At 73.5% G+C, this 25,887-nt stretch carries 26 protein-coding genes; 10 read left to right on the plus strand and 16 right to left on the minus strand.

Annotated features, from left to right (window positions below):
- Positions 1 to 22: 22 nt before the first annotated feature.
- The 4 genes from ACWDXC_RS09990 to ACWDXC_RS10005 are packed head-to-tail and all read left to right on the plus strand — an operon-like array spanning position 23 to position 2,591.
- The gene (locus tag ACWDXC_RS09990; protein ID WP_449980162.1) at positions 23 to 994 is read left to right on the plus strand and encodes a DUF418 domain-containing protein; all 972 of its coding nucleotides are present in this window, start codon (positions 23 to 25) and stop codon (positions 992 to 994) included.
- Positions 954 to 1,745 (plus strand): carbon-nitrogen hydrolase family protein, encoded by a 792-nt coding sequence (locus tag ACWDXC_RS09995; protein ID WP_219506638.1) that lies wholly within the window; start codon positions 954 to 956, stop codon positions 1,743 to 1,745. Before ACWDXC_RS09990 ends, ACWDXC_RS09995 begins: the two co-directional genes overlap by 41 nt.
- 10 nt (positions 1,746 to 1,755) lie before the next feature.
- A complete protein-coding gene (locus ACWDXC_RS10000) occupies positions 1,756 to 2,202 on the plus strand; it encodes a hypothetical protein (RefSeq protein ID WP_246645128.1) in 447 nt (148 codons plus the stop codon).
- On the plus strand, positions 2,199 to 2,591 hold the full coding sequence (locus ACWDXC_RS10005; protein WP_219506640.1) for a hypothetical protein: 393 nt from the start codon (positions 2,199 to 2,201) through the stop codon (positions 2,589 to 2,591). The genes ACWDXC_RS10000 and ACWDXC_RS10005 overlap by 4 nt, the downstream gene beginning before the upstream one ends.
- Position 2,592: 1 nt before the next feature.
- Here ACWDXC_RS10005 and ACWDXC_RS10010 read toward each other — a convergent pair whose 3' ends face one another.
- On the minus strand, positions 2,593 to 4,083 hold the full coding sequence (locus ACWDXC_RS10010; protein WP_219506642.1) for a carboxyl transferase domain-containing protein: 1,491 nt from the start codon (positions 4,081 to 4,083) through the stop codon (positions 2,593 to 2,595).
- A gap of 70 nt (positions 4,084 to 4,153) precedes the next feature.
- The gene (locus ACWDXC_RS10015) at positions 4,154 to 5,317 is read right to left on the minus strand and encodes a CaiB/BaiF CoA transferase family protein (protein ID WP_449980165.1); all 1,164 of its coding nucleotides are present in this window, start codon (positions 5,315 to 5,317) and stop codon (positions 4,154 to 4,156) included.
- A gap of 77 nt (positions 5,318 to 5,394) precedes the next feature.
- On the opposite strand from ACWDXC_RS10015, the gene ACWDXC_RS10020 reads away from it, so the two are divergent.
- On the plus strand, positions 5,395 to 5,925 hold the full coding sequence (locus ACWDXC_RS10020; protein WP_449980168.1) for a uridine kinase family protein: 531 nt from the start codon (positions 5,395 to 5,397) through the stop codon (positions 5,923 to 5,925).
- 3 nt (positions 5,926 to 5,928) lie between these two features.
- On the opposite strand, the gene ACWDXC_RS10025 is transcribed toward ACWDXC_RS10020, so the two are convergent.
- The 8 genes from ACWDXC_RS10025 to ACWDXC_RS10060 form a co-directional block, all read right to left on the minus strand.
- The gene (locus ACWDXC_RS10025) at positions 5,929 to 6,606 is read right to left on the minus strand and encodes a histidine phosphatase family protein (protein WP_449980170.1); all 678 of its coding nucleotides are present in this window, start codon (positions 6,604 to 6,606) and stop codon (positions 5,929 to 5,931) included.
- Between the two features lie 124 nt (positions 6,607 to 6,730).
- Complete coding sequence (locus ACWDXC_RS10030) at positions 6,731 to 8,731, minus strand: outer membrane protein assembly factor BamB family protein (RefSeq protein WP_449980173.1); 2,001 nt, start codon at positions 8,729 to 8,731, stop codon at positions 6,731 to 6,733.
- Positions 8,732 to 8,774: 43 nt separating this feature from the next.
- Entirely contained in the window at positions 8,775 to 9,689 is a 915-nt protein-coding gene (locus tag ACWDXC_RS10035) for a hypothetical protein (RefSeq protein WP_449980175.1), read from the minus strand.
- Positions 9,686 to 10,015, minus strand: a complete 330-nt coding sequence (locus ACWDXC_RS10040) for a PadR family transcriptional regulator (RefSeq protein WP_449980177.1) — start codon at positions 10,013 to 10,015, stop codon at positions 9,686 to 9,688. Before ACWDXC_RS10040 ends, ACWDXC_RS10035 begins: the two co-directional genes overlap by 4 nt.
- 53 nt (positions 10,016 to 10,068) lie before the next feature.
- Positions 10,069 to 11,223: a DegT/DnrJ/EryC1/StrS family aminotransferase gene (locus tag ACWDXC_RS10045; protein WP_449980180.1), complete on the minus strand. Its 1,155-nt coding sequence runs from the start codon at positions 11,221 to 11,223 to the stop codon at positions 10,069 to 10,071.
- Positions 11,220 to 11,939, minus strand: coding sequence for an amidohydrolase family protein (locus ACWDXC_RS10050; protein ID WP_449980183.1), 720 nt, complete (start codon positions 11,937 to 11,939; stop codon positions 11,220 to 11,222). Before ACWDXC_RS10050 ends, ACWDXC_RS10045 begins: the two co-directional genes overlap by 4 nt.
- Positions 11,936 to 12,685 carry an amidohydrolase family protein gene (locus tag ACWDXC_RS10055; RefSeq protein WP_449980185.1) on the minus strand — a complete coding sequence of 250 codons (750 nt, stop codon included), beginning with the start codon at positions 12,683 to 12,685 and terminating at the stop codon, positions 11,936 to 11,938. The genes ACWDXC_RS10050 and ACWDXC_RS10055 overlap by 4 nt, the downstream gene beginning before the upstream one ends.
- 10 nt (positions 12,686 to 12,695) lie before the next feature.
- A complete protein-coding gene (locus ACWDXC_RS10060; RefSeq protein WP_449980187.1) occupies positions 12,696 to 14,666 on the minus strand; it encodes an outer membrane protein assembly factor BamB family protein in 1,971 nt (656 codons plus the stop codon).
- Between the two features lie 86 nt (positions 14,667 to 14,752).
- On the opposite strand from ACWDXC_RS10060, the gene ACWDXC_RS10065 reads away from it, so the two are divergent.
- Genes ACWDXC_RS10065 through ACWDXC_RS10085 form a run of 5 tightly spaced genes read left to right on the plus strand, consistent with a single transcriptional unit; the run spans position 14,753 to position 20,180 of the window.
- Complete coding sequence (locus ACWDXC_RS10065; RefSeq protein WP_449980189.1) at positions 14,753 to 15,517, plus strand: amidohydrolase family protein; 765 nt, start codon at positions 14,753 to 14,755, stop codon at positions 15,515 to 15,517.
- Positions 15,514 to 16,224, plus strand: coding sequence for an amidohydrolase family protein (locus ACWDXC_RS10070; RefSeq protein ID WP_449980191.1), 711 nt, complete (start codon positions 15,514 to 15,516; stop codon positions 16,222 to 16,224). Before ACWDXC_RS10065 ends, ACWDXC_RS10070 begins: the two co-directional genes overlap by 4 nt.
- 54 nt (positions 16,225 to 16,278) lie before the next feature.
- On the plus strand, positions 16,279 to 18,225 hold the full coding sequence (locus ACWDXC_RS10075) for a PQQ-binding-like beta-propeller repeat protein (protein WP_449980194.1): 1,947 nt from the start codon (positions 16,279 to 16,281) through the stop codon (positions 18,223 to 18,225).
- A gap of 57 nt (positions 18,226 to 18,282) precedes the next feature.
- Complete coding sequence (locus ACWDXC_RS10080; protein WP_219506665.1) at positions 18,283 to 19,146, plus strand: NAD(P)-dependent oxidoreductase; 864 nt, start codon at positions 18,283 to 18,285, stop codon at positions 19,144 to 19,146.
- A gap of 23 nt (positions 19,147 to 19,169) precedes the next feature.
- Positions 19,170 to 20,180 (plus strand): S66 family peptidase, encoded by a 1,011-nt coding sequence (locus tag ACWDXC_RS10085; RefSeq protein ID WP_449980197.1) that lies wholly within the window; start codon positions 19,170 to 19,172, stop codon positions 20,178 to 20,180.
- On the opposite strand, the gene ACWDXC_RS10090 is transcribed toward ACWDXC_RS10085, so the two are convergent.
- The 6 genes from ACWDXC_RS10090 to ACWDXC_RS10115 all read right to left on the minus strand — a co-directional run bounded on the left by ACWDXC_RS10090 (position 20,161) and on the right by ACWDXC_RS10115 (position 25,843).
- A complete protein-coding gene (locus ACWDXC_RS10090) occupies positions 20,161 to 20,715 on the minus strand; it encodes an NUDIX domain-containing protein (protein ID WP_449980199.1) in 555 nt (184 codons plus the stop codon). The genes ACWDXC_RS10085 and ACWDXC_RS10090 overlap by 20 nt on opposite strands.
- Complete coding sequence (locus ACWDXC_RS10095) at positions 20,708 to 21,601, minus strand: dihydrodipicolinate synthase family protein (protein ID WP_449980202.1); 894 nt, start codon at positions 21,599 to 21,601, stop codon at positions 20,708 to 20,710. The genes ACWDXC_RS10090 and ACWDXC_RS10095 overlap by 8 nt, the downstream gene beginning before the upstream one ends.
- Before the next feature lie 10 nt (positions 21,602 to 21,611).
- Positions 21,612 to 22,472: a carbohydrate ABC transporter permease gene (locus ACWDXC_RS10100; RefSeq protein WP_308125814.1), complete on the minus strand. Its 861-nt coding sequence runs from the start codon at positions 22,470 to 22,472 to the stop codon at positions 21,612 to 21,614.
- Positions 22,469 to 23,335, minus strand: a complete 867-nt coding sequence (locus ACWDXC_RS10105; protein WP_449980205.1) for a carbohydrate ABC transporter permease — start codon at positions 23,333 to 23,335, stop codon at positions 22,469 to 22,471. The genes ACWDXC_RS10100 and ACWDXC_RS10105 overlap by 4 nt, the downstream gene beginning before the upstream one ends.
- Before the next feature lie 25 nt (positions 23,336 to 23,360).
- Positions 23,361 to 24,608, minus strand: coding sequence for an ABC transporter substrate-binding protein (locus ACWDXC_RS10110; protein WP_449980207.1), 1,248 nt, complete (start codon positions 24,606 to 24,608; stop codon positions 23,361 to 23,363).
- 86 nt (positions 24,609 to 24,694) lie between these two features.
- A complete protein-coding gene (locus ACWDXC_RS10115) occupies positions 24,695 to 25,843 on the minus strand; it encodes a DegT/DnrJ/EryC1/StrS family aminotransferase (RefSeq protein ID WP_449980210.1) in 1,149 nt (382 codons plus the stop codon).
- Positions 25,844 to 25,887: the final 44 nt, after the last annotated feature.

Genomic DNA, 25,887 nt, shown 5'->3' on the forward strand with positions numbered 1-25,887 from the left:
TATTACCCGTAGGGTGATTCACTTGGGCAGCGTCGCACGCATCCGTGAGCTCGACGCCCTCCGCGGGTTCGCGGTGGGCGGGATCATGCTGGTCAACACCTGGCAGCACGCGCCGCACGAGCCGCAGACGGGCATCGACCAGGTGGTCGACACGTTCTTCCAGAGCCGCTTCTACCCGATCTTCTCGCTGCTGTTCGGCATCAGCTTCGTGCTGTTCCTGCGCGGGTCCGACCGGTGGGCGCTGGCCCGGCGGCTGGCGTGGCTGATGGGGTTCGGGCTGGTCCAGCACCTGTGGTACCCGGGCGAGGTGCTGACCGACTACGCGTTCTTCGGGGCGCTGGTGCTGCTGCCCGCCTCGTTCCTGCCGGGCGGGCTGATCCCGCTGCTGCTCGGGGTGGCGCTGCTGGCGTGGAGCGTCATGTCGGGCGGCGGCTACCTGGGCATCGAGGACGCGCCGCCGTTCGTCTCCAACGGGCCGCTGCTGATCCCGGCGGCGTTCCTGATCGGCATGGGGCTGATGCGGCTGCGGCCGTCGCGGCGGCTGCTGGCGCCGGGGTTCGTGGTGAGCGTGCTCGCCGTCGTGTTCCTGACCGCCGCCTGGAACTCCACCGGCGACTGGTCGCTCTACCTGGCGGGCGCGGTCGCCGGGGCGTCGGCGTACGTGACGGGGCTGCTGCTGGTGCTGCGGCCGTGGCTGTCGGCGGCGCTGGAGCCGCTGGGCAAAATGGCGCTGACCAACTATGTGAGCGGCACGGTGGTGATCGTGCTGGCCGCGCCGCTGCTCGCGACCGACCCGACCCGTTGGTCGGTGCTCGGGCTGACGGCGGTGACGCTGCTCGTCCAGGGGCTGTTCAGCCGGTGGTGGCTGGCCCGCTTCCGTTACGGGCCGCTGGAGTGGATCTGGCGGTGCCTCACCTGGTTCCGGTACGTGCCCAACAAGTTAGAGTCGGGCCGTGACGAGAATCGCCCTCTGCCAGATCCCGGTGTCTCCTGACCCGGCGGCCAACCTGACACGAGTCCGCGACGCCCTCGCCAAGGCGGAGGGCGCCGACCTGGCGATCTTCCCCGAGGCCACGCTCACCCGCTACGGCAGGCGGATCACCGAGCTGGCCGAGCCGCTCGACGGGCCGTTCGTGACCGGCCTGGCCGAGGCGGCGCGGCGGCACGGCCTCGCGGTGATCGCCGGGGTGTTCGAGCCGGGCGACGGCCGGGTGCGCAACACCGCCGTCGCGATCGGCGCCGACGGCGGGATCCGCGCCGCCTACCGCAAGATCCACCTGTTCGACTCGTTCGGCGCCAAGGAGTCGGAGCTGGTCGCGCCGGGCGCCGAGCCGGTGGTCGTCGAGCTCGCCGGGCTCCGCGTGGGGCTCGTCACCTGTTACGACATCCGCTTCCCCGAGCTGACCAGGGCGCTGGTCGACCGGGGCGCCGAGCTGTTCGCGGTGATCGCCGCGTGGGGGTCGGGGCCGCTCAAGGAGGACCACTGGGTCACGCTGGTGCGCGCCCGCGCGCTGGAGAACACCATGTGGACCGCCGCCGTCGGCCAGGCGCCCAACCCCGCCGAGTCCGGCGACGGCTACGGCGTGGGCCGCAGCATGCTGGTCGACCCGCTGGGCGTGGTCCGCGCCGACCTGGGCACGCCGCCGGGCGTGCAGGTCGTGGAGCTCGATCCGGAGGCCACCGCGGCCGCCCGCGCGACCTTGCCATGCCTTGAACATCGGGTGCTCGGGGTCGAGCGACCGTAAAGTGGTCATCATGAGCGGAACGCAGATGCAGAAGGTGGTCCCGCCGCGTCTGCTGGTGCCCTATCTGGCGGGTAAACGCACGGTCATCTCCGGCTTCGTCTACCGGGTGCAGGACTGCGCCAGGCTGACCACGCCCGAGCAGCTCTACTACGGCCTCGACCTGTCGTTCGACGGCTCGGAGCTGACGGCCGGCGTGCCCGAGCTCTACGTGATGCGCTGGCAGGCACGCGACGTCGACACCTACGCGGTGCCCTACGGCCCGCACATGGGCGGCGACTGGAGTGACGCGCCGCCGTTCGCCGGCAACGGGTTCACCACCTCGCGCGAGCACGTGGTGCCGCAGTTCCACACGACGCCGATGCCGATCCCGGCGGGCGCGAGCATCGTGCACGTCACCGCCGAGGGCGAACGGCCCTTCGCCGAGTACGACGGTCTCACGTGGCGGCCGGCCGCATGAACGACGAGCTCATCCCTGTCGCCTCCGGGTTCGTGGCCCGCTTCGGCGAGCGCACGCTGCCTGCCGCGCTGGGTCCGGACGAGCAGGTGGTGCTGTTCAGCGAGGAGGAGCTCGACGGGTTCGAGGCGGCCTCCGGCTACTGGCGGCGCACGGTGGCGCGTACGGAGCTGGAGTGGCTGGTGCTGGTGCGCACCGTGGGCGCGTTCGGCGGCGAGCCGTGCATCGTCCTGGACGAGGACGAGGACGGCCTGCACATCGCCTACACCGGCCACAGCGGGATGAAGGCCGAGGCGCTGGGCTACTGGATGGTCGATCACGGCGCCTACGAGGTCGTGGTGCCGCGCGAGGAGGTCGTCTCCATCCGCGTCGAGCGCGTCCCGGTGCCGTGACTCAGCCGCCCAGGTGGCGGTAGCGGGCCAGCCGGGCGGCGAGCCGGTCGGCGGGTGGCTGGGCGAGCAGGCCGGCGATCTCGTGCTCCAGCGCGCGGCCGACGCGCTCGCAGAAGGCGCGCGGCTCGTAGGCGGCGTCGGGCAGCTCGGGGACGACGCGGTCGACGATGCCGTCGCGGCGCAGGTCGGTGGCGCGCACCCGCTGCGCCTGGGCGATCTCGGGGGCGAAGTCGACGCTGCGGTAGAGGATGGCCGAGGCGCCCTCGGGCGGCAGCGGCGACAGCCAGGCGTGCTGCGCGCACAGCACCCGGTCGGCGGGCAGCAGGGCCAGCGCGGCGCCGCCGGCGCCCTCGCCGAGCAGCAGGCAGACGGTGGGCGCGTCGAGCATGACCAGCTCGGCCAGGCAGCGGGCGATCTCGCCGGACAGGCCGCCTTCCTCGGCGGACTTCGACAGCGCCGCGCCGGCCGTGTCGATGACGGTGACCAGGGGCAGCCCCAGCTCGGCGGCCAGCCGCATGCCGCGCCTGGCGACCCGCAGCCCGGCGGGGCCGAGGGGTGAGCGGGCGCGCTGGTGCTGGCGGTCCTGGCCGAGCAGCACGACCGGGGCGTCGCCGAACCTGGCCAGGGCCAGCACCAGGCCGGGCTCGTTCTCGCCCTCGCCGCTGCCGCTGAGCGGGGTCACGTCGGTGGCGGCGAGCTTGAGCAGCGCCCGCACGCCGGGCCGGTCGTCGCGGCGGGAGCGGGTGATGGCCTCCCACGCCTCGACGGGCCGCAGGTCCTCCTCGGGGGCGGGGCCGGGGTCGAGGCCGCGGCGCTCGGCCGACAGCACCGACAGCGCCCTGATCGCGATCTCGCGGGCGTCCTCGGCGGCGACGACGGCATCGATGAGGCCGTGCTCGAACAGGTTCTCCGCCACCTGCACGCCCGCCGGGAACGGGTAGCCGTGCAGCGACTCGAACACCCTCGGCCCGAGGAACCCGATGAGCGCGCCCGGCTCGGCCGCCGTCACGTGCCCGAGCGAGCCCCAGGAGGCGAACACGCCGCCGGTCGTCGGGTGGCGCAGGTAGACGACGAACGGCAGGCCCGCCGCGCGCAACTGCTGCACCGCCGCGGTGATCTTGACCATCTGGACGAACGCGGTCGCGCCCTCCTGCATGCGGGTGCCGCCCGAGGCGGGCGCGGCCAGCAGCGGCAGCCGTTCGCGGGTGGCCCGCTCGACGGCGGCGACGATCCGCTCGGCGGCCGCCACGCCGATCGACCCGGCCATGAACGAGAACTCCGACGCCACGACGGCCACGCGGCGCCCGCCGAGCAGCCCTTCGCCGGTCAGCACGGCCTCGTCGTAGCCGGATTTGACCCGGGCCGCGGCCAGCTCCTCGGCGTAGGAGGAGCCCGGCTCGGCCGGGTCGGCGGGAGGCGCGTCCCACGACTTCCACGAGCCCCCGTCGAGGACCGTGTCGATCAGTGTGCGCGCGTCCGGACGGCTCACCATCGCTCCCTCTCGTCAGCCGGTGATGCAAGGTTGACGCACGAGCTCCTCGTGCGGTGCCGCCGGATCGCCGTCATCGCTCCCGCTCTTCGAGCTCCGTGAGCCAGCGCAGCACCGCGTCGCCGTCCTGGCCGAGGGCCGGGGGCGGCGTGTGTCTCACGCCGTCGAGGCCGTCGAAGCGCAGCGGCGGCCCCGGCAGCTCGATGGGGCCGAGCACCGGGTGGTCGACCTCCACCACGAGGCCCTGCGAGCGGGTCTGCTCCCAGGCGTAGACCTCGTCGATGGACCGGATCGCGCCCGCGGGCACGCCGGCCTCTCCCAGCCTGGCCAGCCAGTGGGCGCGGTCGTGGGCGGCCAGGGCCTTCTCCATGTCGGCGATCAGCTCATCCCGGTGCGCGAATCGGTCCCTGTTGGTCGCATATTTCGCCATATCAGGGTCAATGTCGAGTAGCGCGGCGACCTTCTTCCACTGGCCGTCGTTCGCCGCGGCGATCTGCAGCATGCCGTCGGCGCAGCGGAAGGCTCCGTAGGGGGCGATCGTGGCGTGGTGGTTGCCGCCCGCCGCGGGCACCCGCCCGCCGACGGTCCAAGCGGTGCCATGGTAGGAGTGCACGCCGGTGACCGCCGCCAGCAGCGACGTCCGCACGACCCGGCCCCGGCCGGTGCGCTCGCGCTCGTACAGGGCGGCGACCACTCCGTACGCGCCGTGGATGCCCGCCAGCAGGTCGGCCACCGAGGCGCCCACGCGGTGGGGCTCCCCGGGCGGCCCGGTCAGCGACATCAGCCCAGCCTCCCCCTGCGCGATCTGGTCGTATCCCGGCCGGCCGCCCTCGGGGCCGTCGTGCCCGAACCCGGTGATGGACAGGACGACCAGGCGAGGGTTGAGCTCGTGCAGCCGCTCGACCGGCAGGCCCAGCCGGTCGAGCACCCCGGTGCGGAAGTTCTCCACCAGCACGTCGCTGCGGCGGACCAGCCGTTCGACCAGGTCTCTGCCCGCGTCGGACTTCAAATCCACGGCGATGGACTGCTTGTTACGATTCGCCGCCAGGAAATATGTCGAAATTTCCTCGTCCGGGCCGACGAAGGGCGGTCCCCACCCCCGCGACTCGTCTCCCCCGTCGGGGTGCTCCACCTTGATGACCCTGGCGCCCAGGTCGCCGAGCATCTGCGCGGCGTGCGGGCCCGCGAGGGCCCTGGAAAGGTCGAGCACGACGATGTCACCCAGGGGTCCGCGCAAGATCAACCTCCAGCCGGTTCGGAAGCGGAAGCATATCTCCTCGCCTCCGCACTCCAGTCTCCTCCTACCCTGAGTGCGTGGAATCCCTGGCCCGGCGCGTCCTCGAACGCCCACCGTCGTGCGGCCCGGTCCGCGTCGTCGCCGTCGACGGTCCGGCCGGCTCCGGCAAGACCACGTTCGCCGGCGCGCTCGCCGCCGCGCTCGGCTGCCAGGTGGTGCACAGCGACGACTTCCCCGTGCACTGGGACGACGGCCCCGAAACCTGGTTCGCCGCCCTCGACGAGCAGGTCCTGCGCCCGCTCGGCCAGGGCCGCCCCGGCGCCTTCCGGCGCTACGACTGGGTACGGGCCGCCTACACCGGGCGGATCGTGGTGCCGGTCGCCCCCACGCTGATCATCGAGGGCGTCGGCACCGCCAGGGCGTCGGCCGCCCACCTGCTCGCCTTCACCGTCTGGGTCGAGGCCGACGAGGACGTCCGGCTGCGCCGGGTGCTGGCGCGCGACGGCGCCCACCTGGAGCCGAGCTGGCGGACGTGGTTCGCCAAGGAGGAGGCGTGGTTCGCCGCCGACGGCACCCGGGAGCGCGCCGACGAGATCGTCACCACCTGACCCCTACAGGTGGCCCCCGGCGTTGAAGTCACGCAGCGTCAGCCGGCCGCCGACCGTGTGCCAGGTGGAGACCGAGCCGTTGCGGATCGGCGTGAACGCGTCCAGCTCCGCCAGATCGGCGTCGGGCGCCTCGGCGATGACGTGGCGCAGCGCCAGCACCACCGCGTCGTGCGCCACGATCAGCACCCGCCGCCCGTCGGCCCGCCCGCGCAGGCCCGCCAGGAAGTCACGGACGCGGGCGGCCACGTCGCCGAACGACTCCCCGCCGGGCGGCCGATAACGGTATTCGCCCTCGGCCCGCAGCCGGGCCAGCTCCTCCGGGCGGCGCAGCGCGATCGCCGCCTCGTTGTAGCGGCCCAGCTCTCCCCTACCGCGGTCGCGCAGCCGCTCGTCCACCGTCACCGGCGGATCGGCGCCCCACACCCGGCGCGCGATCTCCCAGGTGTCGAGCGCCCGCCGGAAGGGCGAGCAGCGGACCAGGTCGGGCGCCTCCTCCTCCGGCAGCGCGGCCAGCAGCGCGCCGAGCGCCGCGGCCTGCTCCCTGCCGTGCGGCGTCAGCGTGACCTCGTCGTCGCCCCGCCCGTAGACCAGCGGCTCGTCACCGGCCTCCCGGTAGGCCAGGTTGGCCTCGCTCTCGCCGTGCCGCACCGCGATGATCCGCGACGGTCCCGTGGCGTGCATCGCGCCTCCTCATTCCGTCCGGAAGTGGCGGCGCCGGCCCGCGGGCTCGGCCGGCGCGCTGTCGAAGGGGACGACGTCCAACGGCGGTCCTCCCGGCAGGCTGGGTCCGGGATCGATCCTAGGCTCAGGGCCGGTAGCGGAACAGCTTCGGACCCTCGGCGAAGTACACGTCTCCCGACCGGTGCACCGCCAGGTGGTGCACCGGCCCCTGCTTGATCACGGCCCGCGCCAGCGTCCTCGGGTCGAGGGTGAACGCCTCCTTGCCCGCGTGCGCCCCGTACAGGAGCCTGTCCGCGGGGTTGAAGGCGAGCTGGCCGCCGGAGCTGGAGCTGGCGGAGAGCGTCAGGCGGTCGACCACCTTGCGCGCGTGGACGTTCACGCCGAACACCTCGCCGCCCGCGATGCCCCACAGGCGGCCGCGGTCGTCGAAGGTCAGCGCCGGGATCGCGGGCTTGCCGGGGGCCGGGACGATCTCCCACAGCAGCTTGTCGTGCCTGACCGACCAGGCGAACAGCTTGGCCTCCGGCTGGGTGGGCTCGGTCGCCGACTGGCCGCTGTAGATGGAGGTGCCGCCGTACAGGACGCCGTCGCGGTAGGCGAGCGAGACGATGCTCTGGTCCTTGACCACGTCGCGCTCGGCGTGCTTGAGCGCGCCGGTCTCCGGGTCCCACAGGGCCAGGACGCCGCCGAGGTGCCCCAGGTCGGGCATGGTGCCGACGGCCAGGTACTTACCGGCGGAGGTCAGGGCGCGGGGCCTGATCTGCTTGTCGGCGGCGAAGTCCGCGAGCCTGGCCGGGTTCGGCGCGGGGCCGGGCTCGGGGCTGGGCGAGTACTCGGGGCTGTTCCAGGGCAGCGCGGGGTCGTAGGCGTAGAGGCGGGCGTCCGGGTAGGCGCCGACGTAGAGCTTGCCCCGGTGCGTGGCCAGCGCCTCGGTCTGGGAGAAGGTGTGGAACTCCTCCCTCTCGCCGGTGCCCGGGTCCAGGGCGGCGAAGCCGCCATTGAGGAAGCCGCCGGTGTAGACGCGCCCGTCGGGGCCGTCGGCGATGGCGGTGACGTCGATCGGCTCGCCCTTGATGCCGGACTGGACGAACGACTTGGCCCCGGTCTGCGGGTTGTAGCGGAACATCATGCCGCGCCACAGCAGGCCCACCAGGCTCTTGCCCGGGTAGTCGGGCAGGCCCAGCTCGGCCCAGCCGATGCCGCGCGTGTTGGCCACCCGGCCGACGAACGGCATCCCCGTCGGCGTGACGGTTTTGGTACGCGGGTCGTACCTGACCAGTTCGCCCGCCTTTACAAAGTAGACCCTGCCTTCGTCGTCGGGCGGCGACACGTCGAGGCCGTGGGCCGTCTCCAGCGCGTCCACCCAGGCGCCCGCCGCGATGTCCCACACGTGCAGCGGCGCCGGGAACGCGCTGCCGAGCCGGACGTACAGGTAGCCGGCCTCCACGTCGACGTCGTACGCCCACCGGTCCGTCAGGTCGATGCCGGGCGGGGCCGGCAGCCGGCGGACCGCGCCGGATGCGGCGTCGATCTCGAACAGGGCGGCAGGGTTCTCGGTGCCCGCGTAGATCTTGCCGTCGGCGTAGGAGACGCTGCGGACGTAGGAGTGGGACGGCGACAGCTTGCCGTAGTCGCGCACGCCGGTGGCAGGGTCGTAGGCGAACAGGCGTCCGCCCGGGTAGGTGCCGCCGTAGACGGTGGCGCCCTCTCCGGCGGCCACGGACCAGATGAAGTTCTCCGAGGCGATCGGGCGGCCCAGGTCCGTGACGCCGCCGCCGGGGGTCCAGCGGTAGAGGCGGCCGTCGCCGTAGGTGCCGGCGTAGACGCTGCCGTCGGGCGTGGCGTCCACCGCCCAGGCTCCGGCGGCGCCGGGCAGGTCGAGCCGGGTCACCTCGGCGCCGGTGGCGGGGTCGACGGCGTTGAGATGGGCCGGGGCCCCGGAGGAGGCGGCCCAGAGCACGGGCGTGCCGCCGGGTCCGGGGGCGACGGTGCCGCCGAGAAGCAGCACGTCCTGCAGCGGCACCCCCAGGTCGGTGAGCCGGTCATCGGCGTGCGCGGGGGCGGCCGGCGCGGCCAGCACCACGGCGGCCACGGCGGCGGCGAACGCTCGCTTGATTAAGGTCATGACCGAAACCTAGGAAGGAACGGTTTTCCCGTCAATACTCCGGTTACGGTTGGGGCCGAATATAGATCTCCTGGAGCTCCGGCACGGCCCGGCGGTGCCCGAGCGCGATCACCGCCACCAGCGCGCCCATCGCGACGCTGACCAGCGCGCCCGCCGACACCGCCGCCGCGAACGCCCCCGGCGCCTTCGCCAGGCCCAGCGCCATCAGGGCCGCGACCGGCAGCCAGGCCAGCGCGTTGAGGATGGCCGCCACCGCGAGCGAGGCGCCGCACGTGCGCACCACGGCCGCCAGCGCCGGGACGGGGGCGGCGATCGCGGGCAGCGGCAGCACCAGCGCCAGCACCACGGGGACGAGGAAGCCGCCCGCCATCGCCTCGCCGAGCGGGCCGGCCGGGTAGCCGTCACGGGCGAAGGCCGCGCCGTGGAAGAGGTGGCCGAACAGCGCCACGGGCACCGCCACCAGCACCGCCGTCACGAGCACCCGTCCCGCCGTCAGCCGCGCGACCTGACCCTGGCCGGGGGACGTCATGACCGCCCGGGAGGCCAGCACGAGCGGCAGCGCCGCGAGCACCGCCTGGACGCCCGCCGCCGCGAACAGCCAGCGCGCCGCGTCCGGCAGCCCGGCGGCGAACCCGCCGGCCGCCGCCGCGGCCCACACCCCGTGCAGGCCGGCCTGGTCGCGCAGGCCCGGGTTCCACAGGAGCCACAGAAACGCCCCGCCGGCGGCCAGCACAGCGGTCAGCACGACGGGCAGCCCGGCGGCCCGGACGCGCGGGGGCGCGGCGCCGGGCAGGCGGCGGCGGTGCGCCCACGCGTCGGCCGCTCCCCGCGCCAGGTCGAGCACCGTGCGCGGCCGCGCGGGCCGGGAGCGGACCAGGTCGGCGACCTCCTCGCCGTAACGGTCGCGCCACACCTTCGGATAGAGCGCGAGCACCGCCAGCGCGATCGCCCGCATCATGACGCCCCCCAGGCGAGCCCGGCGCGCCTGACGCCGGTCCGCTCGACCCGGCGCAGCGTGGCGAGCTGCTCGCGCAGCGCGTCGCGGCCGTCCTCGGTGATCCGGTACGGCTTGCGGCGCTCGGCGGAGGCGACCGCCTCGATCCAGCCGCGTTCCTCCAGCCGCATCAGCGCGCCGTAGAGCGTGCCGGGTTCGAGTGCGGTCCCGGAGAACTCCTCGATGTCGTGGATCATGCGATAGCCGTGCTTCTGGCCTTCGGCCAGGCTGATGAGCACCAGCAGCGCCACATCCGTGAAGCGGCCGAGCTCCTGCGTCCTGCGTGCCATGTATTCAGTAAAACTTAGTAAGTTGAACTGAGCAAGCGCAGGAGCGGGGGAATCTAGGCCGACAGCACCTTGGCCAGCGCCTCGGCGATGTCGGAGGCGCGGGCCGGATCGTCCATGAGCATCGACTGGCGCACCCACACCACGTCGCGGGCGGCCTGCTCGGCGGCCGGGCACGGCTCGGCGCGCGCCCCCTCGGCGGTGAGCGCGTCCATGCCGCCCAGCGGCGGGTAGCCGGCGTCCAGCGGCACCCCTTCGGCGGCCATGGCGGCCAGCAGGAAGTCCCGGTCCACCGGAGCCTCGACGCGCAGCATGAGCAGGTGCCGCGAGTCGCGCGTGGTCCCCTCCGGCGCGGGCACGGCGCTCACCGGCAGGTGCGCCAGCTCGGCCGTGAGCGCCGCGCAGAACGCGTCGCGGCGGGCCAGCTCGCCGTCGAGGCGGTCCAGCCACGGCAGCAGGAGCGCGGCCTGGATCTCGGTGAGCCGCAGGTTCCAGCCCACCGACGGGTGGCCGTACCACTGGCCGCCGAGCCGGCGGCCGACGTTGCACACCGACCAGACGGCCTCGTACGCGCTCTCGTCCCGGCAGACGATCATCCCGCCCTCCCCCGCGGTCATCGCCTTGCTGGACTGGAAGCTGAAGACGCCGGCGTCGCCGAGCCCGCCGACCGGGCGGTCACGGTAGGCGGCGCCGTGGGCCTGGGCGGCGTCCTCGACGACCGCGAGGCCGTGGCGGGCGGCCACGGCGGCGAGCTCGTCCATGGCGGCGGGGCTGCCGGCCAGGTGGACCGGCATGACGGCGGCGGTGCGCGGCGTCACGGCCCCGGCCACGGCGCGCGGGCACAGGTGCAGGTGCTCCGGGTCGACGTCCGCGATCACCGGGACGGCGCCCGCGAGCAGCACCGCCGTGGCCGAGGCGACGAACGTGTAGGCGGGCACGATCACCTCGTCGCCCCGGCCCACGCCCAGGCCCTTGAGCGCGGCGAACAGGCCCAGCGTCGCGTTGCCGACGGCGACCCCGTACGGGACGCCGGCGGCGCGGGCGAACGCGGCGGTGAGGTCGGCGACGTGGGAGCCGCCCTGGGTGGCGCCCCACAGGCCGCTGTCCAGCACGCCGGTGACGAGCTCGCGCTGGGCGGCGTCGAGGGGCGGCGGCCAGGCGGGCCACGGGGTGGCGCGCACGGGGGTGCCGCCGTGCAGGGCGAGTGTCATGGGAGTCCCTTCCCGAGCAGGCGGGCCAGGTTGCCGCCCTGGACGAGGGCGCGGTCGGCGTCGGACAGCGGGGCGAGCGCCAGGCGGCCGAAGCCGAGGCGCATGTCGAGGAAGCAGGCGTCGGTGCCGAACACGACACGTCCGGCCCCGGCCAGCTCCACCAGGCGGGCGATCCAGCGGCCGGTCGACTTGGAGCCGCACACCTCCAGGTGGACGCTGGGGTGGTCCGCCACCAGGCGGGCGGCGCGGGCGAAGCCGTTCGGCCACAGCCCGGTGTGGCCCATGAGGAGCGGCACGTCCGGGTGCCGGGCGGCGACGGTGGCGAACTGGGCGGGGTCGCTCCACGGCGAGTCGGTCTGGCCGTGGGCGAGCACCGGCAGGCCGAGCCGCCAGACGGGCTCGTAGCGGGGGTCGTCGAGGCGGCACTGGTGGACGTCGGGGTGCAGCTTGACGCCCCACACGCCGTCGGTGACCAGCGGGGTGCGGTGGTGGGGGTTGTAGACCTGCCAGACGCCGAACCGGCCGGGGTGGCGGGCGGCGACCTCCTGGGCGAGCCGGTTGCCGCGTTCGGCGTCGGGGCCGACGGCGAGCAGGTGGCTGATGCCCACGGCGGTGACGCCGAGCCGGTCCATGGTGGCGACCAGGCCCTCGGCGGTGGGGTCGGGGATGAGGAAGTCGGGCCAGGCGCCGACGTGGCCGTGCGCGTCGAGGATCATCGGCGGTCTCCGAGCAGCGCGGCGAGGGACCCGGCGGCGATCAGGTCGGTCTCGTGCGGCGTGAGGTCGAGGTGGTCGAGCAGGAAGCGCGGGCCGCAGTCGTCGGCGACCGGGGCGCCGGTGCCGAACACCAGCCGCTCGGCGCCGAACCGTTCGGCCAGCCATTCCACGCCGCCCTGGGTGTTGACGGTGCCGATCTCCACCCAGACGTCCGGCGCCTCGGCCATGAGCTCGGCCAGCGCGCGCAGGCGGCGGTAGCCGGGGTTCAGCACGAGGATCCGCTGGCCGGGCAGCCGGTCGGCGAGGGTGCGGAGCTGGGCGGGGCTGGTCTCGTCGAGGTCGACGGCGACGACGGGCGGCCGTCCAGGACCGGCGTCACCCTCCGAAGCGCCGTCGCGGAGGGCGGCGAGCCAGCGGAGCGCGATCGGGCCGGTGAGGTCGAACCGGTGCCGTTCGGGGCAGAGCCGGACCATGCGCGCCCCCCACGCCCGCACGGCGGCGGGCGTGGCGGGGGTGCACGCCCCCGGCACGGCCGGCACCACGACGGGCACCGGTTCGAGCCGGGGGTCCGACAGCGCGAAGAGGGCGTCGTTGCCCGCCTCGGCGTCGGAGTAGAGGCTGAGGGTGTGGGTCACGAGGGCCCGGTCGATGCCCAGGCGGTCCAGGTCGGGCCGCGGGTCCACCGGCAGGTCGTCGAACGGCACGGGACCGGCCAGCCGGTGGGCGTCCACGATCAATTTCGGCACAGACCGAAACCTACGACGTGCCGACGGGGAGCGTCAAGGGCGGGCAGCGCGGGTCTAGCCGGACGCGGGCCAGGTCACGCCCCACGATCGCCCAGGCGTTCCAGGAGCCGGGCTCGAAGTGGAGCTGCGGATTGGTGTGCCACTCGTCGCCCAGCCCGGTGGCCAGCAGCGTGGCCCCGCGCCCGGCGTCGAGCTCGTAGGCGTTGCCGCCGCCCCGGAAGACCGAGGCGAACAGGCGGCCCCGGTGCGTGGTCAGCTCACCGTAGCCGGAGATCGTGCCCTGCCGCACGACCTGCCGCGTCTCGGGGTCCATCGCCATCCAGGCGCCCGACTCCCGCTTGAACGACGCGTACAGCAGGCCCTTGTGCAGCTTGACGTCCTGGAAGGTACGGTGGCCCGGCATCGGGTCGGCCTGCCAGAGGACGGTGCGCCGGGCCAGGTCGAAGGCGGCGACGGAGGCGGTCGGCGTGCTGGTGCCGAACACGTCGCCGGCCAGGTAGACGACGCCCCGCTCCTCGTCGAGGGCCAGGCTCATGAGGTTCTGGCCGGGGATGACGCCGGCGTACACGTCCTTGGCGCCGGTCCGCGGGTCGACGACCGACAGCGCGCCGGGGACGCTCGCCGACAGCGACGAGGTGGCGACCAGGAGCTTGCCGGTGCGCGGGTCGTACTCGATGTCCCAGGGCCGCTTCTGGTCTTGGCCGAGGTAGCCGAGGCTGCGGACCTCGTCGGTGCGCACGTCGACGGAGATGATCTCGCCGGTGGGGTACATGGCGGCGTAGACCTTGTCCCCCGCCCTGACCATGGCCTTGGGCTCGCCGGGGACCCGGATCCGGCGCTGCTCGCCGGTGCGCAGGTCGCGGATGTCGAGGGCGAAGTGGCCGCCGGCGTAGACGGCGCGGCCGGGGACGAGCACCATGCTCTGGGTGCGCTCGGCCCCGGCCGGCATGCCCGCGTCGATGAGGTCGGTGAACTCGGCCGCGCCGGTGCCGCCGTCCAGCGCCCACAGGCCGCCGCTGCCGGCGAACGACAGCACCGCGTTCTCGCCGGTCACGTGGAGCAGGCGGGTCTCGTCGCCGTAGGAGGGCGGGGCGGCGACCCGGGTGAGCGCGCTGTCGCCGGTGCGGTAGCGGTGGACGGCGCCGTCGGGGCGGGAGGCGGCGTAGACGGAGCCGTCGGCGGCCGGGGTGAGGGCGTCGAGCAGCCCGGTCTCGACGGTGACCCGCCGCAGGTCGGTGCCGTCCTTGCGGACGTCGATCAGCTCGGGCCCGGCGGCGGCCACCACGCGGTCGCCGTTGAGGGTGACGACGCCGAAGGCGGCGCCCGCCTCGGCGAGCCGGGTGACCTCGCCGCTGACGCGGTCGACCCGCACGAGCAGCTTCTTCTCCAGCAGGCCCGCGTAGACGTAGCGGTCGTCGGCGGCCACGGCGCGCACGTAGTGCTCGCCCTGGGCCAGCACGCCGTAGCGGCGGACGGCGCCGGTGCCGGGGACGTACTCCCACACCCGCCCGTCGGAGGAGGTGCCGGCGTACAGCGTGCCGTCGGGGGCCGCGGCCAGGCTCCACACGAAGCCGCCGACCTTGCCGAAGGAGTGCAGGTGGGCCACCTCGCCGGTGGCGATGTCGAAGCTGTAGAGGTCGGGGACGGGGTAGGTGCCGACGTAGACCTTGCCGCCGGACACGGCGACGGCCCAGCCGCCCTCGGGCTCGCCGTCGGCGGGGCCGTCGGGCAGCGTGGCGCTCCTGACGACCTTGCGGGTGGCCAGGTCGATCTCGGCGATCACGGGCGGCTTGGGGCCGCGGCTGACGACGTAGGCGCGGCCCTCGTGCACGGCGGCGCCGACGATGGCGGCGGTGACGGAGGCCGGGCCGTAGGTGGTGACGGCGGGGTCGCCGCAGCGGGAGGGGGCGGCGGAGGCGGCCCCGGGAGAGACGAGGGCGGGTAACAGGCCCGCCACCACGACGAGCAGGGATCGGAGCACGCCGGCCACCTCACGTTCATTTGTGCGTGATTTTGGCCCAGACCGTAACTATATGAGCGTGGTTAGTCAATGGCATGATGACGCGCATGACGATTGAGGAACAGCCCGCAATACCGTTCGACGCCTGGAGTCTGATCGGCGGCCTGGAGGTGACGCTCGACGTGGACGTGCTCGTCGGGGCCTTCCCCGACCGCGACGGCCCGCCCGGCACGCCGGAGTCGGTGGGCGGGCTCCTGGCCGGCCACCGCACCCGCGCCGGCGCGGTCGCGAGCCTGCGGGCCGCCCTGTTCGACGTACGGCAGGGCAACGACGAGGTGCTGGCCCTGGCCGCCGAGCCGCGGTGGCTGCCCGTGGGCGCCGTGGACCTGCGTGACGCGCTCGGCGCCGGGCGCGAGCTCGACCGGCTGGCCGGCGCCGGGGTGCGGGCGGTGCGGCTGTTCCCGGACGAGCAGGGCGTGGACGCGTCGTTCCCGTCGGTGCGCCACGTCGCCCGCCGGGCGGCGGAGCTCGGGCTGGTGGTGCTGACCGGCGGCGACGTGCGCCGCTTCTGGCAGCCGTTCGCCGGGATCGGCGCCCGGGTCGTCTTCCTCGACACGCACTTCTACCACCTGGGCGACTTCCTGGTGGCCGCGCTGGAGGAGCCCGGGTTCCACACCTCGACGCGGCTGCTCAACTCCCCCGACGCGCTGGAGACCGTCGCCGCCGAGCTGGGCGTGGAGCGGCTGCTGCACGGCACCCGCGCGCCGCACTACGAGCCGATCGTGCCGCTGCTCAGGCTGGCGACGAGCGGGCTGGACCCGGCCCAGGTCGAGGCCGTGGCCGGAGGCAACGCGAGGAGGCTGCTGGCATGATCATCGACGTGCACGCGCACTGGGGGCCGTGGTTCTTCACCATGGACGTGGCCGGGGCGAGCCTGGCCACCATGGACCGCTACGGCATCGGCAAGGCGATCGTGTCGGCCACCGAGGCGGTCATCTACGACGCGCAGGCGGGCAACCGGGCGCTGGCGAAGGTGCTGGAGGGGCAGGACCGGCTCCTCGGGTACGTCACGGTCAACCCGCGGCGGCTGCGCGAGGCGGCCGAGGACCTGCGGGACCTGACCGGGCCGTGGGTCGGCGTCAAGATCCACACGGACTACACGGGCTCGCCGGTGACCTCGCCGCGCATGCGGGCCGCGCTGGAGCTGGCCGCCGAGGCGGGGCTGCCGGCGCTCGTGCACACGTGGGGGCCCTCGGTGCTCGACCTGGCCCAGGTGTGCCTGGACATCCCGGGCCTGCGGGTCATCGCCGGGCACATGGGCGCCGACGGCCACCGCTACGCGATCGAGGCGGCGCGCGGGTGCGACCGGCTCTACCTGGAGCCGTGCTGGTCGCACGCCCCGGCGGGCCGGATCGCCGAGGTGGTGGCGGCGGTGGACGACCGGCAGCTGCTGTTCGGCACGGACGCCACGCTGATCGACCCGTCCTCGGCGTTCGGCGCGGTCGCGGCGGCGGGGCTCACGGGCCTGACGGCCGAGCGGGTCGCGTGGCGCAACGCGGCGGAGCTGTTCTCGATCTAGACATTACGGACCAGCCCGTTATAGCGTGCGGCCAAACCTTCCCAGGAGCCGCACATGATCCCCCGCCGTCGTTTCCTGCAGGTGGCCGCCGCGTCCACGGCGGCCGCCGCGCTGCCCGCCCTGACGCCCGCGACCGCCCACGCCGCCGCACCTCCCGAAGGAACCCTCACCGACCTGGGCCCCGCCAGCGTCGCCAGCCCGCTGGGCAACGCCGAGATCGTCGGCGGCGTGCTCTACGCCGGCTCGCGCGGCCTGTCGCCCAACGTGGTCGGCGCCTACGACCTCGCCCAGGATGCGGTCACCGCCCACTTCGACATCCCCACCGGCATCGGCGTCTGGGCGATGTGCCGGGTCGGCACCGACGTGTACGTGGGCACCCACTCCAGATCCGACCTCTACAAGCTCGACACCGTCGCGGGCACCGTCACCAAGGTCGCCTCCTACCCGGACCACTTCATCTGGACCCTGGCCGCCTCCCCCGACGGCAAGGTCTACCTGGGCACCTCCGAGCCGGGCAAGGTCAAGGAGTACGACCCGGCCACCGGCGCCGGCCGCGACCTGGGCGAGGCGGCCCCCGGCGAGGCGTACGTGCGCGGCATCCAGGCCGACGAGACCCACGTCTACGCGGGCGTCGGCGCCAACGCCCACCTGATCGCGATCGACCGGGCCACCGGGGAGCGGCGCGACCTGCTGCCGCCCGAGCTGGCCGACCGCGACTGGGTGTCGAGTCTGAGCGTCTCCGCCACCCACATCGCCGGCGGCATGAACTCGCTCGCCGAGCTGGTCATCCTGAACAAGGCGGACCCGTCCGACTACAAGGTCGTCAAGGCCACCGCGCCGGGCGAGAAGTACATCGTCTCGGTGCTGATCCACGACGGCTACGCCTACTTCGCCGGCCGCCCCACCGGCACCTTCTACCGGGCCCGGCTCAACACCGGCGAGCTGGAGGTGCTGGGCGTGCCGTACTTCGAGGCCGCCACCCACCGCATCCTGGCCCACGAGGGCCGCGTCTACGGCGTCCAGGACAACGCGGTGTTCGTCTACGACCCGGCGACGGGCTCGCTGGACTACCGCAACCTGGTGCAGCGCGGCTTCCGGGCCGCCGCCGAGGAGCCGATGTCGGTGCACTCCGACGGCGAGCGCGTCTACGTGGGCGGCAAGAGCGGCGCCGACATCCACGACCTGGCCACCGGCGAGACCACCCGGCTGGCCATCCCCGGCGAGCCCAAGACCATGATCACCGTCCACGGCACCACCTACATCGGCGTCTACACCCAGGCCGCGCTCTACTCCCACCGGGCCGGCGACGCCGAGGCGACCCTGCTGGCGCGCACCGGCAACCAGCAGGACCGGCCGCGCGACCTGGCCTGGGACGCCAGGACCGGCCTGCTCGTCATGCCGACCCAGCCGGAGCCCGGCCACATGAACGGCGCCCTGTCCTTCTACGCCCCGCGCACCCGCGCGTACACGACGCAGCGGCCCGCCGTCGAGCGCCAGACCGTCTACTCGGTCGTCACCCGGCGCGGCACCGCCTACCTCGGCACGCTCACCCAGGAGGGGCTGGGTCTGCCGCCGGTCACGACCACCGCCCGCCTGGCCGCCTACGACCTGGCGGCGCGCGAGCTGCTGTGGGAGGCCGAGCCCGTCCCGGGCGCCCGCTACATCTCCGCGCTCGCGCTCGGCCCCCGCCACCTGTACGGGATGACGAACACGGGCGTCGTCTTCGAGTGGGACCTGCGCGCCCGGAAGGTGACCCGGACGCTCAAGACCGGCTCGAAGGGCGGCGACCTGCACGTGGTGGGCCGGGTGGCGTACTGCACCGACGGCGACAAGGTCTACAAGGTCGACCTGCGCGCCTTCACCGCGAAGCCGATCGTGGAGGGGCTGGCGGGGCAGTGGTTCGGCGGCGAGCCCAAGCTGGCGCTCGACCCGTCCCGGCGCGCCCTGTACGGGGTCAAGGGCCGCAACCTGGTGCGGATCGCCATCGACGGCAGCCGCTGACCAGCGCCGTTCCGGGCCCGGTTACCGTAGAGGTGAAGTCGTGATCTGGGGGAGAACATGACCGGCGTCGCAGTGCTCGGAACGGGGATCATGGGCGCGCCCATGGCGGCCAACCTGCTCGCGGCGGGCCTGCCCGTCCGCGTGTGGAACCGCACGCGGGAGAAGGCGCAGCCGCTGGAGGCGGCGGGCGCGGTGGTCGCCGGCACGCCGGCCGAGGCCGTGGACGGCGCCGACGTCGTGATCACGATGCTGAGCGACGCCGGAGCCGTCCACGACGCCGTGTCCGCCGCCGCCCCCGGGCTGCGCGCCGGGCAGGTGTGGGCGCAGATGAGCACGGTCGGCGTCGGCGGCGTGGCCCGGCTGGCGGAGCTGGCCGCGGCCCACGGGCTGACGTTCGTCGACGCGCCCGTGCAGGGCACCAAGCAGCCGGCCGAGCAGGGCACGCTGATCATCCTGGCCGCCGGGCCGGGGCAGGCCAGGCAGGCGCTCGAACCGGTCTTCGCCGCCCTCGGGCAGCGCACGCTCTGGCTGGACGAGGACGGCGCCTCCGGGGCCGGGTCGCGGCTGAAGATGGCCACGGTGAGCTTCGGCATCTCGCTGACGGCCGTCGTCGCCGAGTCGCTGGCCCTGGCCCGGGGCCTCGGCGTGGACCCCGAGCTGGTCCGTGAGGTGATCGTGGGCGGGCCGATGGACAGCGCCTACTTCCAGGTCAAGTCGCGGGCGATCCTCGACGGCTCCTTCGAGCCGAGCTTCACCGTGCGCAACGCCGAGAAGGACACCGGCCTGATCGTCGAGGCGGGCCGGGAGGCCGGCGTCCGGCTGGACGTGGTGGCCGCCGCCCGCGAGCGTTTCCGCCGCGCCGACGCCCAGGGCCACGGCGACGAGGACATGTCCGCCACGTATTTCGCTAGTTTCGACTGATGCGTACGTGCTAGTTAACGGAGATGCGATATCCGTCTCCCCTGCGCCCCGGTGACCGGGTCGGGGTCACCTCACCGTCCAGCGGCGTCGACAAGAGCCTGAACGACCGCCTCCAGGTCGCGATCCACGCCGTCGAGGCGCGCGGCTACGAGGTGGTCGTCGGCGCGTGCATGGACGGCTCCGGTCACGTCAGCGCGCCCGCCCCCGAGCGGGCCCGCGAGCTGACGGACATGCTCACCGACCCGTCGATCAGGGCGATCGTGCCGCCGTGGGGCGGCGACACCTGCATCGACCTGCTGCCGCTGCTCGACTGGGACGCGCTGCGCGAGGCCGAGCCGACCTGGCTGGTGGGCTACTCCGACAACACCACGATCCTGACCCCGCTGACGCTGCTGACCGGCGTCGCGACCGTCCACGGCAACAACCTGATGGACACGCCCTACCGGGTGCCCGACGGGCTGGCGAGCTGGCTGGACATCGTGGCGATGCCTCCCGGCGCGACGTTCACGCAGACCCCGCCGGGCCGCTACCGGGCGCAGGGCTTCGACGACTGGCAGAACGCGCCCGGCTCCGACGAGTTCACCCTCGACACGCCCGGCCGGTGGACCCGGCTGGACGGCGACGGCGACGTGCGGGCGGAGGGACGGCTGATCGGCGGCTGCGTCGAGATGCTCTGCAACCTCGCCGGGACGCCCTACCTGGACACCGCGCCGCTGGCCGGCGACGGGCTGATCGTGTACGTGGAGGCGTGCGAGCACGACGCGGGCACCATCTGCCGCAACCTGCACGGGATGCGGCTGGCCGGCTTCTTCGACGGCGCCACCGCGATCCTCGTCGGCCGCACCCGCGCCCCCGGGCTGCGCACGCTCACCCAGCACGAGGCGGTGCTCGACGCGCTCGGCGGCCTCGGCGTGCCCATCGTGGCCGACGTCGAGTGCGGCCACGTGCCGCCGTACCTGCCGCTGGTCAACGGCGCGCGGGCGGTCGTCACCCACACCGCCGAGCGCGACGAGGTCACCCAGACCCTGGCGTGAGCCCCATCCTCAGCAGCGTGTAGGCGGCGACCGAGCTGGAGTCGCTGATCTCGCCGGCGCGGATCATCCGCTCGAACTCGGCGCGGCTCACCCACCGGTGCAGCATGTCCTGCTCGGTATGCTCCCGGTTGACCGGGCCGCGTCGCAGCTGCGTGGCGAGGTAGACGTACAGCTGCTGGTTGACCAGGCCGTGGGCGTTGTCGAGCGCGCCGAGGAGGGTCCAGCTCGCGGCGCGCAGCCCGGTCTCCTCCGCCAGCTCGATCCTGGCCTCCTCCTCCCGGCTGGCGGCCGTCGCCGTGCCCTGGGGGAAGCTCCAGGAGCGGCGCCGCATCGGGTAGCGGTACTCCTCCACCAGGTGGAACCCGTCGTCCTCCATCGGGACGACCAGCACGAAGTCGGGCTTGTCGACGTAGGCGTACATGCCCCGGGTGCCGTCGGGGCGCTCGACCTGGTCCTCGCGGACCGTCATCCACGGGTTGTCGTAGACGACCTTGCTGGACAGCTGCCGGATCGTGTCCGGCCGGGGGTCAGGCACGGCCGGCCGCCAGGGCGCCCAGCACCGCGGCGCGTTCGCCGCCGGGCAGCGGCGGGCCGTAGGGGTCGGCGGCGTGGGCGGCGGGGATGCGGCCCTCGGCGGCGGCCAGCCAGAGCATGCGCTGCACGTAGCCCTCCATCGGGGCGGTGAACGTGGCCGCCGCGAGCCGGTCGAGCCGGGCGGACGCCTCGTGGAAGGCGCGCAGGTCGGTGCCCTCGAAGGCGCGCAGGACGGCGGCGGTCAGGCCGACGTGGGCGGCGGCGATGCCGACCAGGGCCGCCTGGGCGCCCCACAGGAGCGAGGGGCCGAACATGCGGTCCTCGCCGGTGATCGCGAGCCGGTCGGCGTCCCTGGTGAGCGCGATGGCGAGCTGGCAGCCCATGGCGTCGGACAGCAGGGCCGTCTTGAGCCCCGCCACGCCCGGGTGGGCGAGCAGGTCGCGCAGCGTCCCGGGCGGGCAGGGGCGGGTGTAGAGGTCGAAGGCGATCATGGGCAGCCGGGCCGCCCGCCAGACGTGCTCGTGCCGGGCGAGCCGGTCCCCCTCCTCGGGGAACACCAGCACGCCGGCCGCGCCCAGCGCCGCCGCGACGCGCGCCTGCTCCCCCGGGTCGTCGCGCGCCGGCCCGCCGCCCACGCCGACCAGGACGGGGACGCCGGTGGCGACCGCGCGTTCGATCACGGTGGCGCGGGTGGCCGGGGGGAGGTACGGGCCGCGGCCCGTGTGGGCGAGGACCGCCAGGGCCCCCGCGCCGTCCTCGACCAGGCCCGCCAGGTAGCGGGTCACGACGTCCGGGTCCACCTCGCCGGTCGCCGTCATGGGGGTGGCCGCGGCGGCGATGAGGGTGCCGTGGAGCCGATCCCGAAGCGCTTGTGCCGTTTCATCCACGGAAGGGAGCCTATTTGAATCCGGTCATCGCGATGCTGTTCACCAGGTACCGCTGCAACAGGAAGAACACCAGCAGGCACGGGATCACCGAGATCGTCGCCGACGACATGAGCATCGTCAGCTGCATCTCCTCGGTACGCAGCCCCGCCAGGCCGACGGTCAGCGTCCGGGTGGCGTCGCTCTGGCCGACGACCAGCGGCCACAGGAAGTCGTTCCAGTGCCACAGGAACACGAACACGCCCAGCGTGGCCATGATCGGCTTGGTCAGCGGCACCACGATCGTCAGGTAGACGCGCAGCTCGGAGGCGCCGTCGACCTTGGCGGCGTCGAACAGCTCGTCCGGCAGCCCCATGATGAACTGCCGCATGAGGAAGACCGCCTGGGAGTTGGCCAGCGTCGGGACGATCAGCCCCCAGAACGTGTCGACCCCGTCCAGGCTGTTGACCAGCACGAACGTGGGGATGAGCGTCGCCTGGAACGGCACCATCATCGTCGCCAGGAACGTCCAGAACATCGCGTCGCGGCCCGGGAAGCGCTTCTTGGCGAACGCGTAGCCGGCCATCGACGCGGTGAGCAGGATGATCACGACCGACACGACGGAGTAGACGATCGAGTTGACCGTCCACTCCACGAACCCGGACGCCGACAGCACCGCGGTCAGGTTGTCCAGCGTCAGCGACTCGGGCCACTGGGCGGGCAGCGTGGGCCGTCCGGCCGGCGACAGCGCGACGACGAACATGGCCAGGAACGGCGCGACCGTCAGCAGCGACAGCACGGCCAGCAGGGCGGCGAGCGGCCACCTCGCCCGGCGCCTGGGCGGCCGTCCGGCGGCCCGTTCGCGGGTGAGCGGCCTGGTGGCGGTGATGGTCACGTGTTCCCCCGGTCCAGGAAGCGGCGCTGGATCAGCGACACGACCAGCACGATCGCGAACAGCACCACGCCCCACGTGGCCGCGTACCCGAAGTCGAAGAAGCGGAAGCCGTGGTCGTAGATGCCGTAGATGAGCGTGTAGCTGGCCCGCGCCGGGCCGCCGCCGGTCATCACGTAGATGGTGTCGAACACCTGGAAGGCGCTGATCGTCTCGATGATCAGGACGAAGAAGAGCGTCGGCTTGAGCAGCGGCAGCGTGATGCGGCGGAACTTCTGCCAGGAGCCCGCCCCGTCGACGGTGGCCGCCTCCAGGTAGCTGGCCGGGATGGACTTGAGCCCGGCCAGCAGGATCAGCATCGAGTAGCCGAACCCCTTCCACACCGACACGACGGCCAGCGCGGGCAGCACCAGCGACGCCTCCTCCAGGAAGGCCACCGGGCCGAGGTCCAGCTTGCCGATCAGGCCGTTGACCAGCCCGTCGAACTCGTAGATCCAGCGCCACAGCACGCCCGCGAGCACGAAGCTGGTCACGTACGGCAGGAAGAGCATGCCGCGGAACAGGCCGCGCATGAACACCACCCGGTTGAGCAGCAGCGCCGTGCCGAGCGCCACCACGAGGGTGAGCGGCACGTAGACGGCCGCGTACACGAGCGTGACCCGCAGACTGCGCCAGAAGTTGACGTCCTCGAACAGCCTGGCGTAGTTGTCCGCGCCGATGAGACTCCAGTCGCCGCTGACGTTCCAGTCCGTCAGGCTCATGCCCACGGCCCCGAGCGAGGGGAAGATCCGGAAGATCAGGAAGAGCACCAGCACGGGCAGGACGAACAGCAGTCCGGTGACCGGGTCACGCAAGCGATGTCGCACGGCGTTCCTTTCTCGTTCAGCCGCTTCAGCCGCCGCTGCTCAGCAGCGCGTCGGCTTCCTCGGCGGCCTTGTCCAGTGCCGTCTTGGCGTCCTCCTGGCCGAGCAGCGCGGCCTGGATGTGCGGCGCGATGAGGCCCATGACCTGGCGGGCCTGCGGGTGGGTGTCGCCGGGGAAGGCGTACTCCAGGGACTTGGCGAACTCCTTGGCCGACTCCGACTGGCCGGGCACGGTGACGTCGGTGCGGGCGGGGAAGAAGCCCGACTCCTTGGCCAGCTCGGCGGCGACCTCGGGCGAGGCCAGGTAGCCGGCGAGCTTCTTGGCGGCGTCCTTGTTCTCGGTGTGCTTGGCGAGCACGACGCCGCCGGGGATGCCGAAGGCGACCCGCTTGCTGCCTTCCAGGGGCAGGCCGATGCCGACGTTCTCCTCGCCGATGGCGGTGCCGAGCTGGACGGCCTGCAGCGCGGTGGCCGCGTGGTACATGGCGGACTTGCCGGACGCCAGCGCGCCGCCCTCGATGTCGTTGCCCTTGCTGGCGGTGTTCTCCGGCAGGCCGCCGGCGGCCTTGAGGTCGAGCAGGAGCTGCAGGCTCGCCACGCCCTCCGGGCCGTTGAAGGCGACGCTCTTGCCGTCGGCGGCGAAGACGGTGCCGCCGTTGGCCCACAGGATGGGGTAGAAGCTCTGGTTCAGGCTGACCTCGGGCTTGCCGGGGTAGTCGAGGACGGCGACCTTCTTGGCGGCCAGCTTGGGCGCGGCGGCCTTGAGCTCGTCCAGCGTCTCGGGGACCTTCTCGACGCCCGCCTCGGCGAACAGCTTCTTGTTGTAGATGGGCGCGGTGATCGTCTGGTAGATCGGCACGCCGTAGAGCTTGCCGTCGACGGTCAGGGCGCTGAGCGAGTTGGGCAGGTAGGCGGCCTTGTCGGCGGCCACCACGTCGTCGACGGGCTCGATGGTGCCCTGCTGGGCGTACTGCGGGATCTGGTCGGGTCCGAGGACGACCAGGTCGAAGCCCTTCTTGGAGACGAGAGCGGTGGTGACCTTCTCCTGGCGGCCCTCCCACGGCTGCTGGTCGACGGTGACGTCGATCGCCGGGTTCTTCGCCTCGAAGTCCTTCTCGACCTTCGCCCAGAACGCCTGGCTCTTGGCCTGGTCGCCGATGACGGGGTACATCCAGAGGGTCACCGTGCTCTTGTCCGACCCGTCGGACGACGATCCGCACCCGGCGGCGGCGACGCTCAGCGCGAGCGCGACGCCCAGGGCCGTTGTCTTCCTCATCGGCGGCATCCTTTCGTTAATACCGGTCCTGACCGAAACCTAGTAACGCGTACTCGGCGCGGTCAATCCCTGATACCTGACCGTGACTACGGGGCGGGCCGGAATTTCAGCATTTCCTGGGCGATGAGGGTGACGTGATCGGGGGTGTAGTTCTCGTTCCAGTCGATGACCAGCAGCGTCTCGGCGACCAACCGCTCGGCCTCGGGGCACGCGCGGGGGACGTACCCCTCCAAAGGGTAGCGAGACGACCCGTATATCGGCCCTTGCCATACGGGCGCGTGGTTGAGCGGCTCGTCCAGGTATCCGGCCCGCGCCGGTATCCCGGCCTCCCGCAGCCGCGCGGCCAGCTCCGGCGCGCCGCCCCCGGGCAGCACGACGGGGAAGAGCCACCAGGCGTGGCCCTCCGGGCGCGGCAGCCGTACCCCTTCCAGGCCCTCCAGGGCCTCCAGCAGCCGCAGGGCCGCCGCGCGGCGGTCGGCCACCACCCGGGGCAGCTTGGCGAGCTGGGCGCGCGCCACGGCGGCCTGGAGCTCGCTCATGCGGTAGTTCAGGCCGAACGCGGCGTGCGAGCGGCCCGCCGACCGGTCCCAGCCCTTGTCGGAGAACAGCCGCATGCGCCGGGCCAGCTCGTCGTCGTCGGTCAGCGTGAGCCCGCCGTCGCCGCAGGTGATGTGCTTCCACTGCTGCAGGCTCAGGCAGGCCACGTCGCCGGCGGTCCCGGCGAGCCGCCTCTCCCCCGGCCCGGCGGGCAGCTCGGTCAGCCACGCCTGGGCGCAGTCCTCGATCAGCGCGAGCCCGTGCGCGTCCGCCAGCGCGCGCAGCTCGTCCACCCGGGCCGGGGCGCCGAACAGGTGCACGGCCATGATCGCCCTGGTCCGCGGCCCGATGAGGCGCGCGACGGCGTCCGGATCGAGATTGCCGTCGGCGGGATCGACGTCGGCGAAGACAGGAACGGCGTTCTGCGCCAAGATGGGGGCCACAGTCCCGAAGTCCGTGATCGGCGTCGTGATGATCTCGTCGCCGGGATCCGGCGCTGCGGCCACGACCGCGAGATGGAGGGCGGCGGTGCCCGAGCTGCACGCGATCGCGTGGCGCACGCCGTGCATGTCGGCGATCTCGCGTTCGAGCGCCCGCGCCTCGGTGCCCCAGACGGAGTTGAGCATGCCCGAGCGGATCACCCGCTCGACGGCCGCCACCTCCTCGTCACCGAGCGTGCGGCCGGCCGCCTCTGCCATGGACGGGAACTTCACAGAGCACCTCACAGGATACGATTGCGGTC

It is taken from the genome of Nonomuraea sp. NPDC003214, from assembly GCF_053590035.1.

Excerpts from the sequence above, each read along its gene's own strand:
- ACWDXC_RS10000 (WP_246645128.1), top strand. The coding sequence starts at position 1,756 with ATGAGCGGAACGCAGATGCAGAAGGTGGTCCCGCCGCGTCTGCTGGTG.
- ACWDXC_RS10005 (WP_219506640.1), top strand. The coding sequence starts at position 2,199 with ATGAACGACGAGCTCATCCCTGTCGCCTCCGGGTTCGTGGCCCGCTTC.
- ACWDXC_RS10010 (WP_219506642.1), bottom strand. The coding sequence starts at position 4,083 with ATGGTGAGCCGTCCGGACGCGCGCACACTGATCGACACGGTCCTCGAC.
- ACWDXC_RS10025 (WP_449980170.1), bottom strand. The coding sequence starts at position 6,606 with ATGCACGCCACGGGACCGTCGCGGATCATCGCGGTGCGGCACGGCGAG.
- ACWDXC_RS10030 (WP_449980173.1), bottom strand. The coding sequence starts at position 8,731 with ATGACCTTAATCAAGCGAGCGTTCGCCGCCGCCGTGGCCGCCGTGGTG.
- ACWDXC_RS10035 (WP_449980175.1), bottom strand. The coding sequence starts at position 9,689 with ATGATGCGGGCGATCGCGCTGGCGGTGCTCGCGCTCTATCCGAAGGTG.
- ACWDXC_RS10040 (WP_449980177.1), bottom strand. The coding sequence starts at position 10,015 with ATGGCACGCAGGACGCAGGAGCTCGGCCGCTTCACGGATGTGGCGCTG.
- ACWDXC_RS10045 (WP_449980180.1), bottom strand. The coding sequence starts at position 11,223 with ATGACACTCGCCCTGCACGGCGGCACCCCCGTGCGCGCCACCCCGTGG.
- ACWDXC_RS10050 (WP_449980183.1), bottom strand. The coding sequence starts at position 11,939 with ATGATCCTCGACGCGCACGGCCACGTCGGCGCCTGGCCCGACTTCCTC.
- ACWDXC_RS10065 (WP_449980189.1), top strand. The coding sequence starts at position 14,753 with ATGACGATTGAGGAACAGCCCGCAATACCGTTCGACGCCTGGAGTCTG.
- ACWDXC_RS10070 (WP_449980191.1), top strand. The coding sequence starts at position 15,514 with ATGATCATCGACGTGCACGCGCACTGGGGGCCGTGGTTCTTCACCATG.
- ACWDXC_RS10075 (WP_449980194.1), top strand. The coding sequence starts at position 16,279 with ATGATCCCCCGCCGTCGTTTCCTGCAGGTGGCCGCCGCGTCCACGGCG.
- ACWDXC_RS10080 (WP_219506665.1), top strand. The coding sequence starts at position 18,283 with ATGACCGGCGTCGCAGTGCTCGGAACGGGGATCATGGGCGCGCCCATG.
- ACWDXC_RS10085 (WP_449980197.1), top strand. The coding sequence starts at position 19,170 with ATGCGATATCCGTCTCCCCTGCGCCCCGGTGACCGGGTCGGGGTCACC.
- ACWDXC_RS10110 (WP_449980207.1), bottom strand. The coding sequence starts at position 24,608 with ATGAGGAAGACAACGGCCCTGGGCGTCGCGCTCGCGCTGAGCGTCGCC.
- ACWDXC_RS10115 (WP_449980210.1), bottom strand. The coding sequence starts at position 25,843 with ATGGCAGAGGCGGCCGGCCGCACGCTCGGTGACGAGGAGGTGGCGGCC.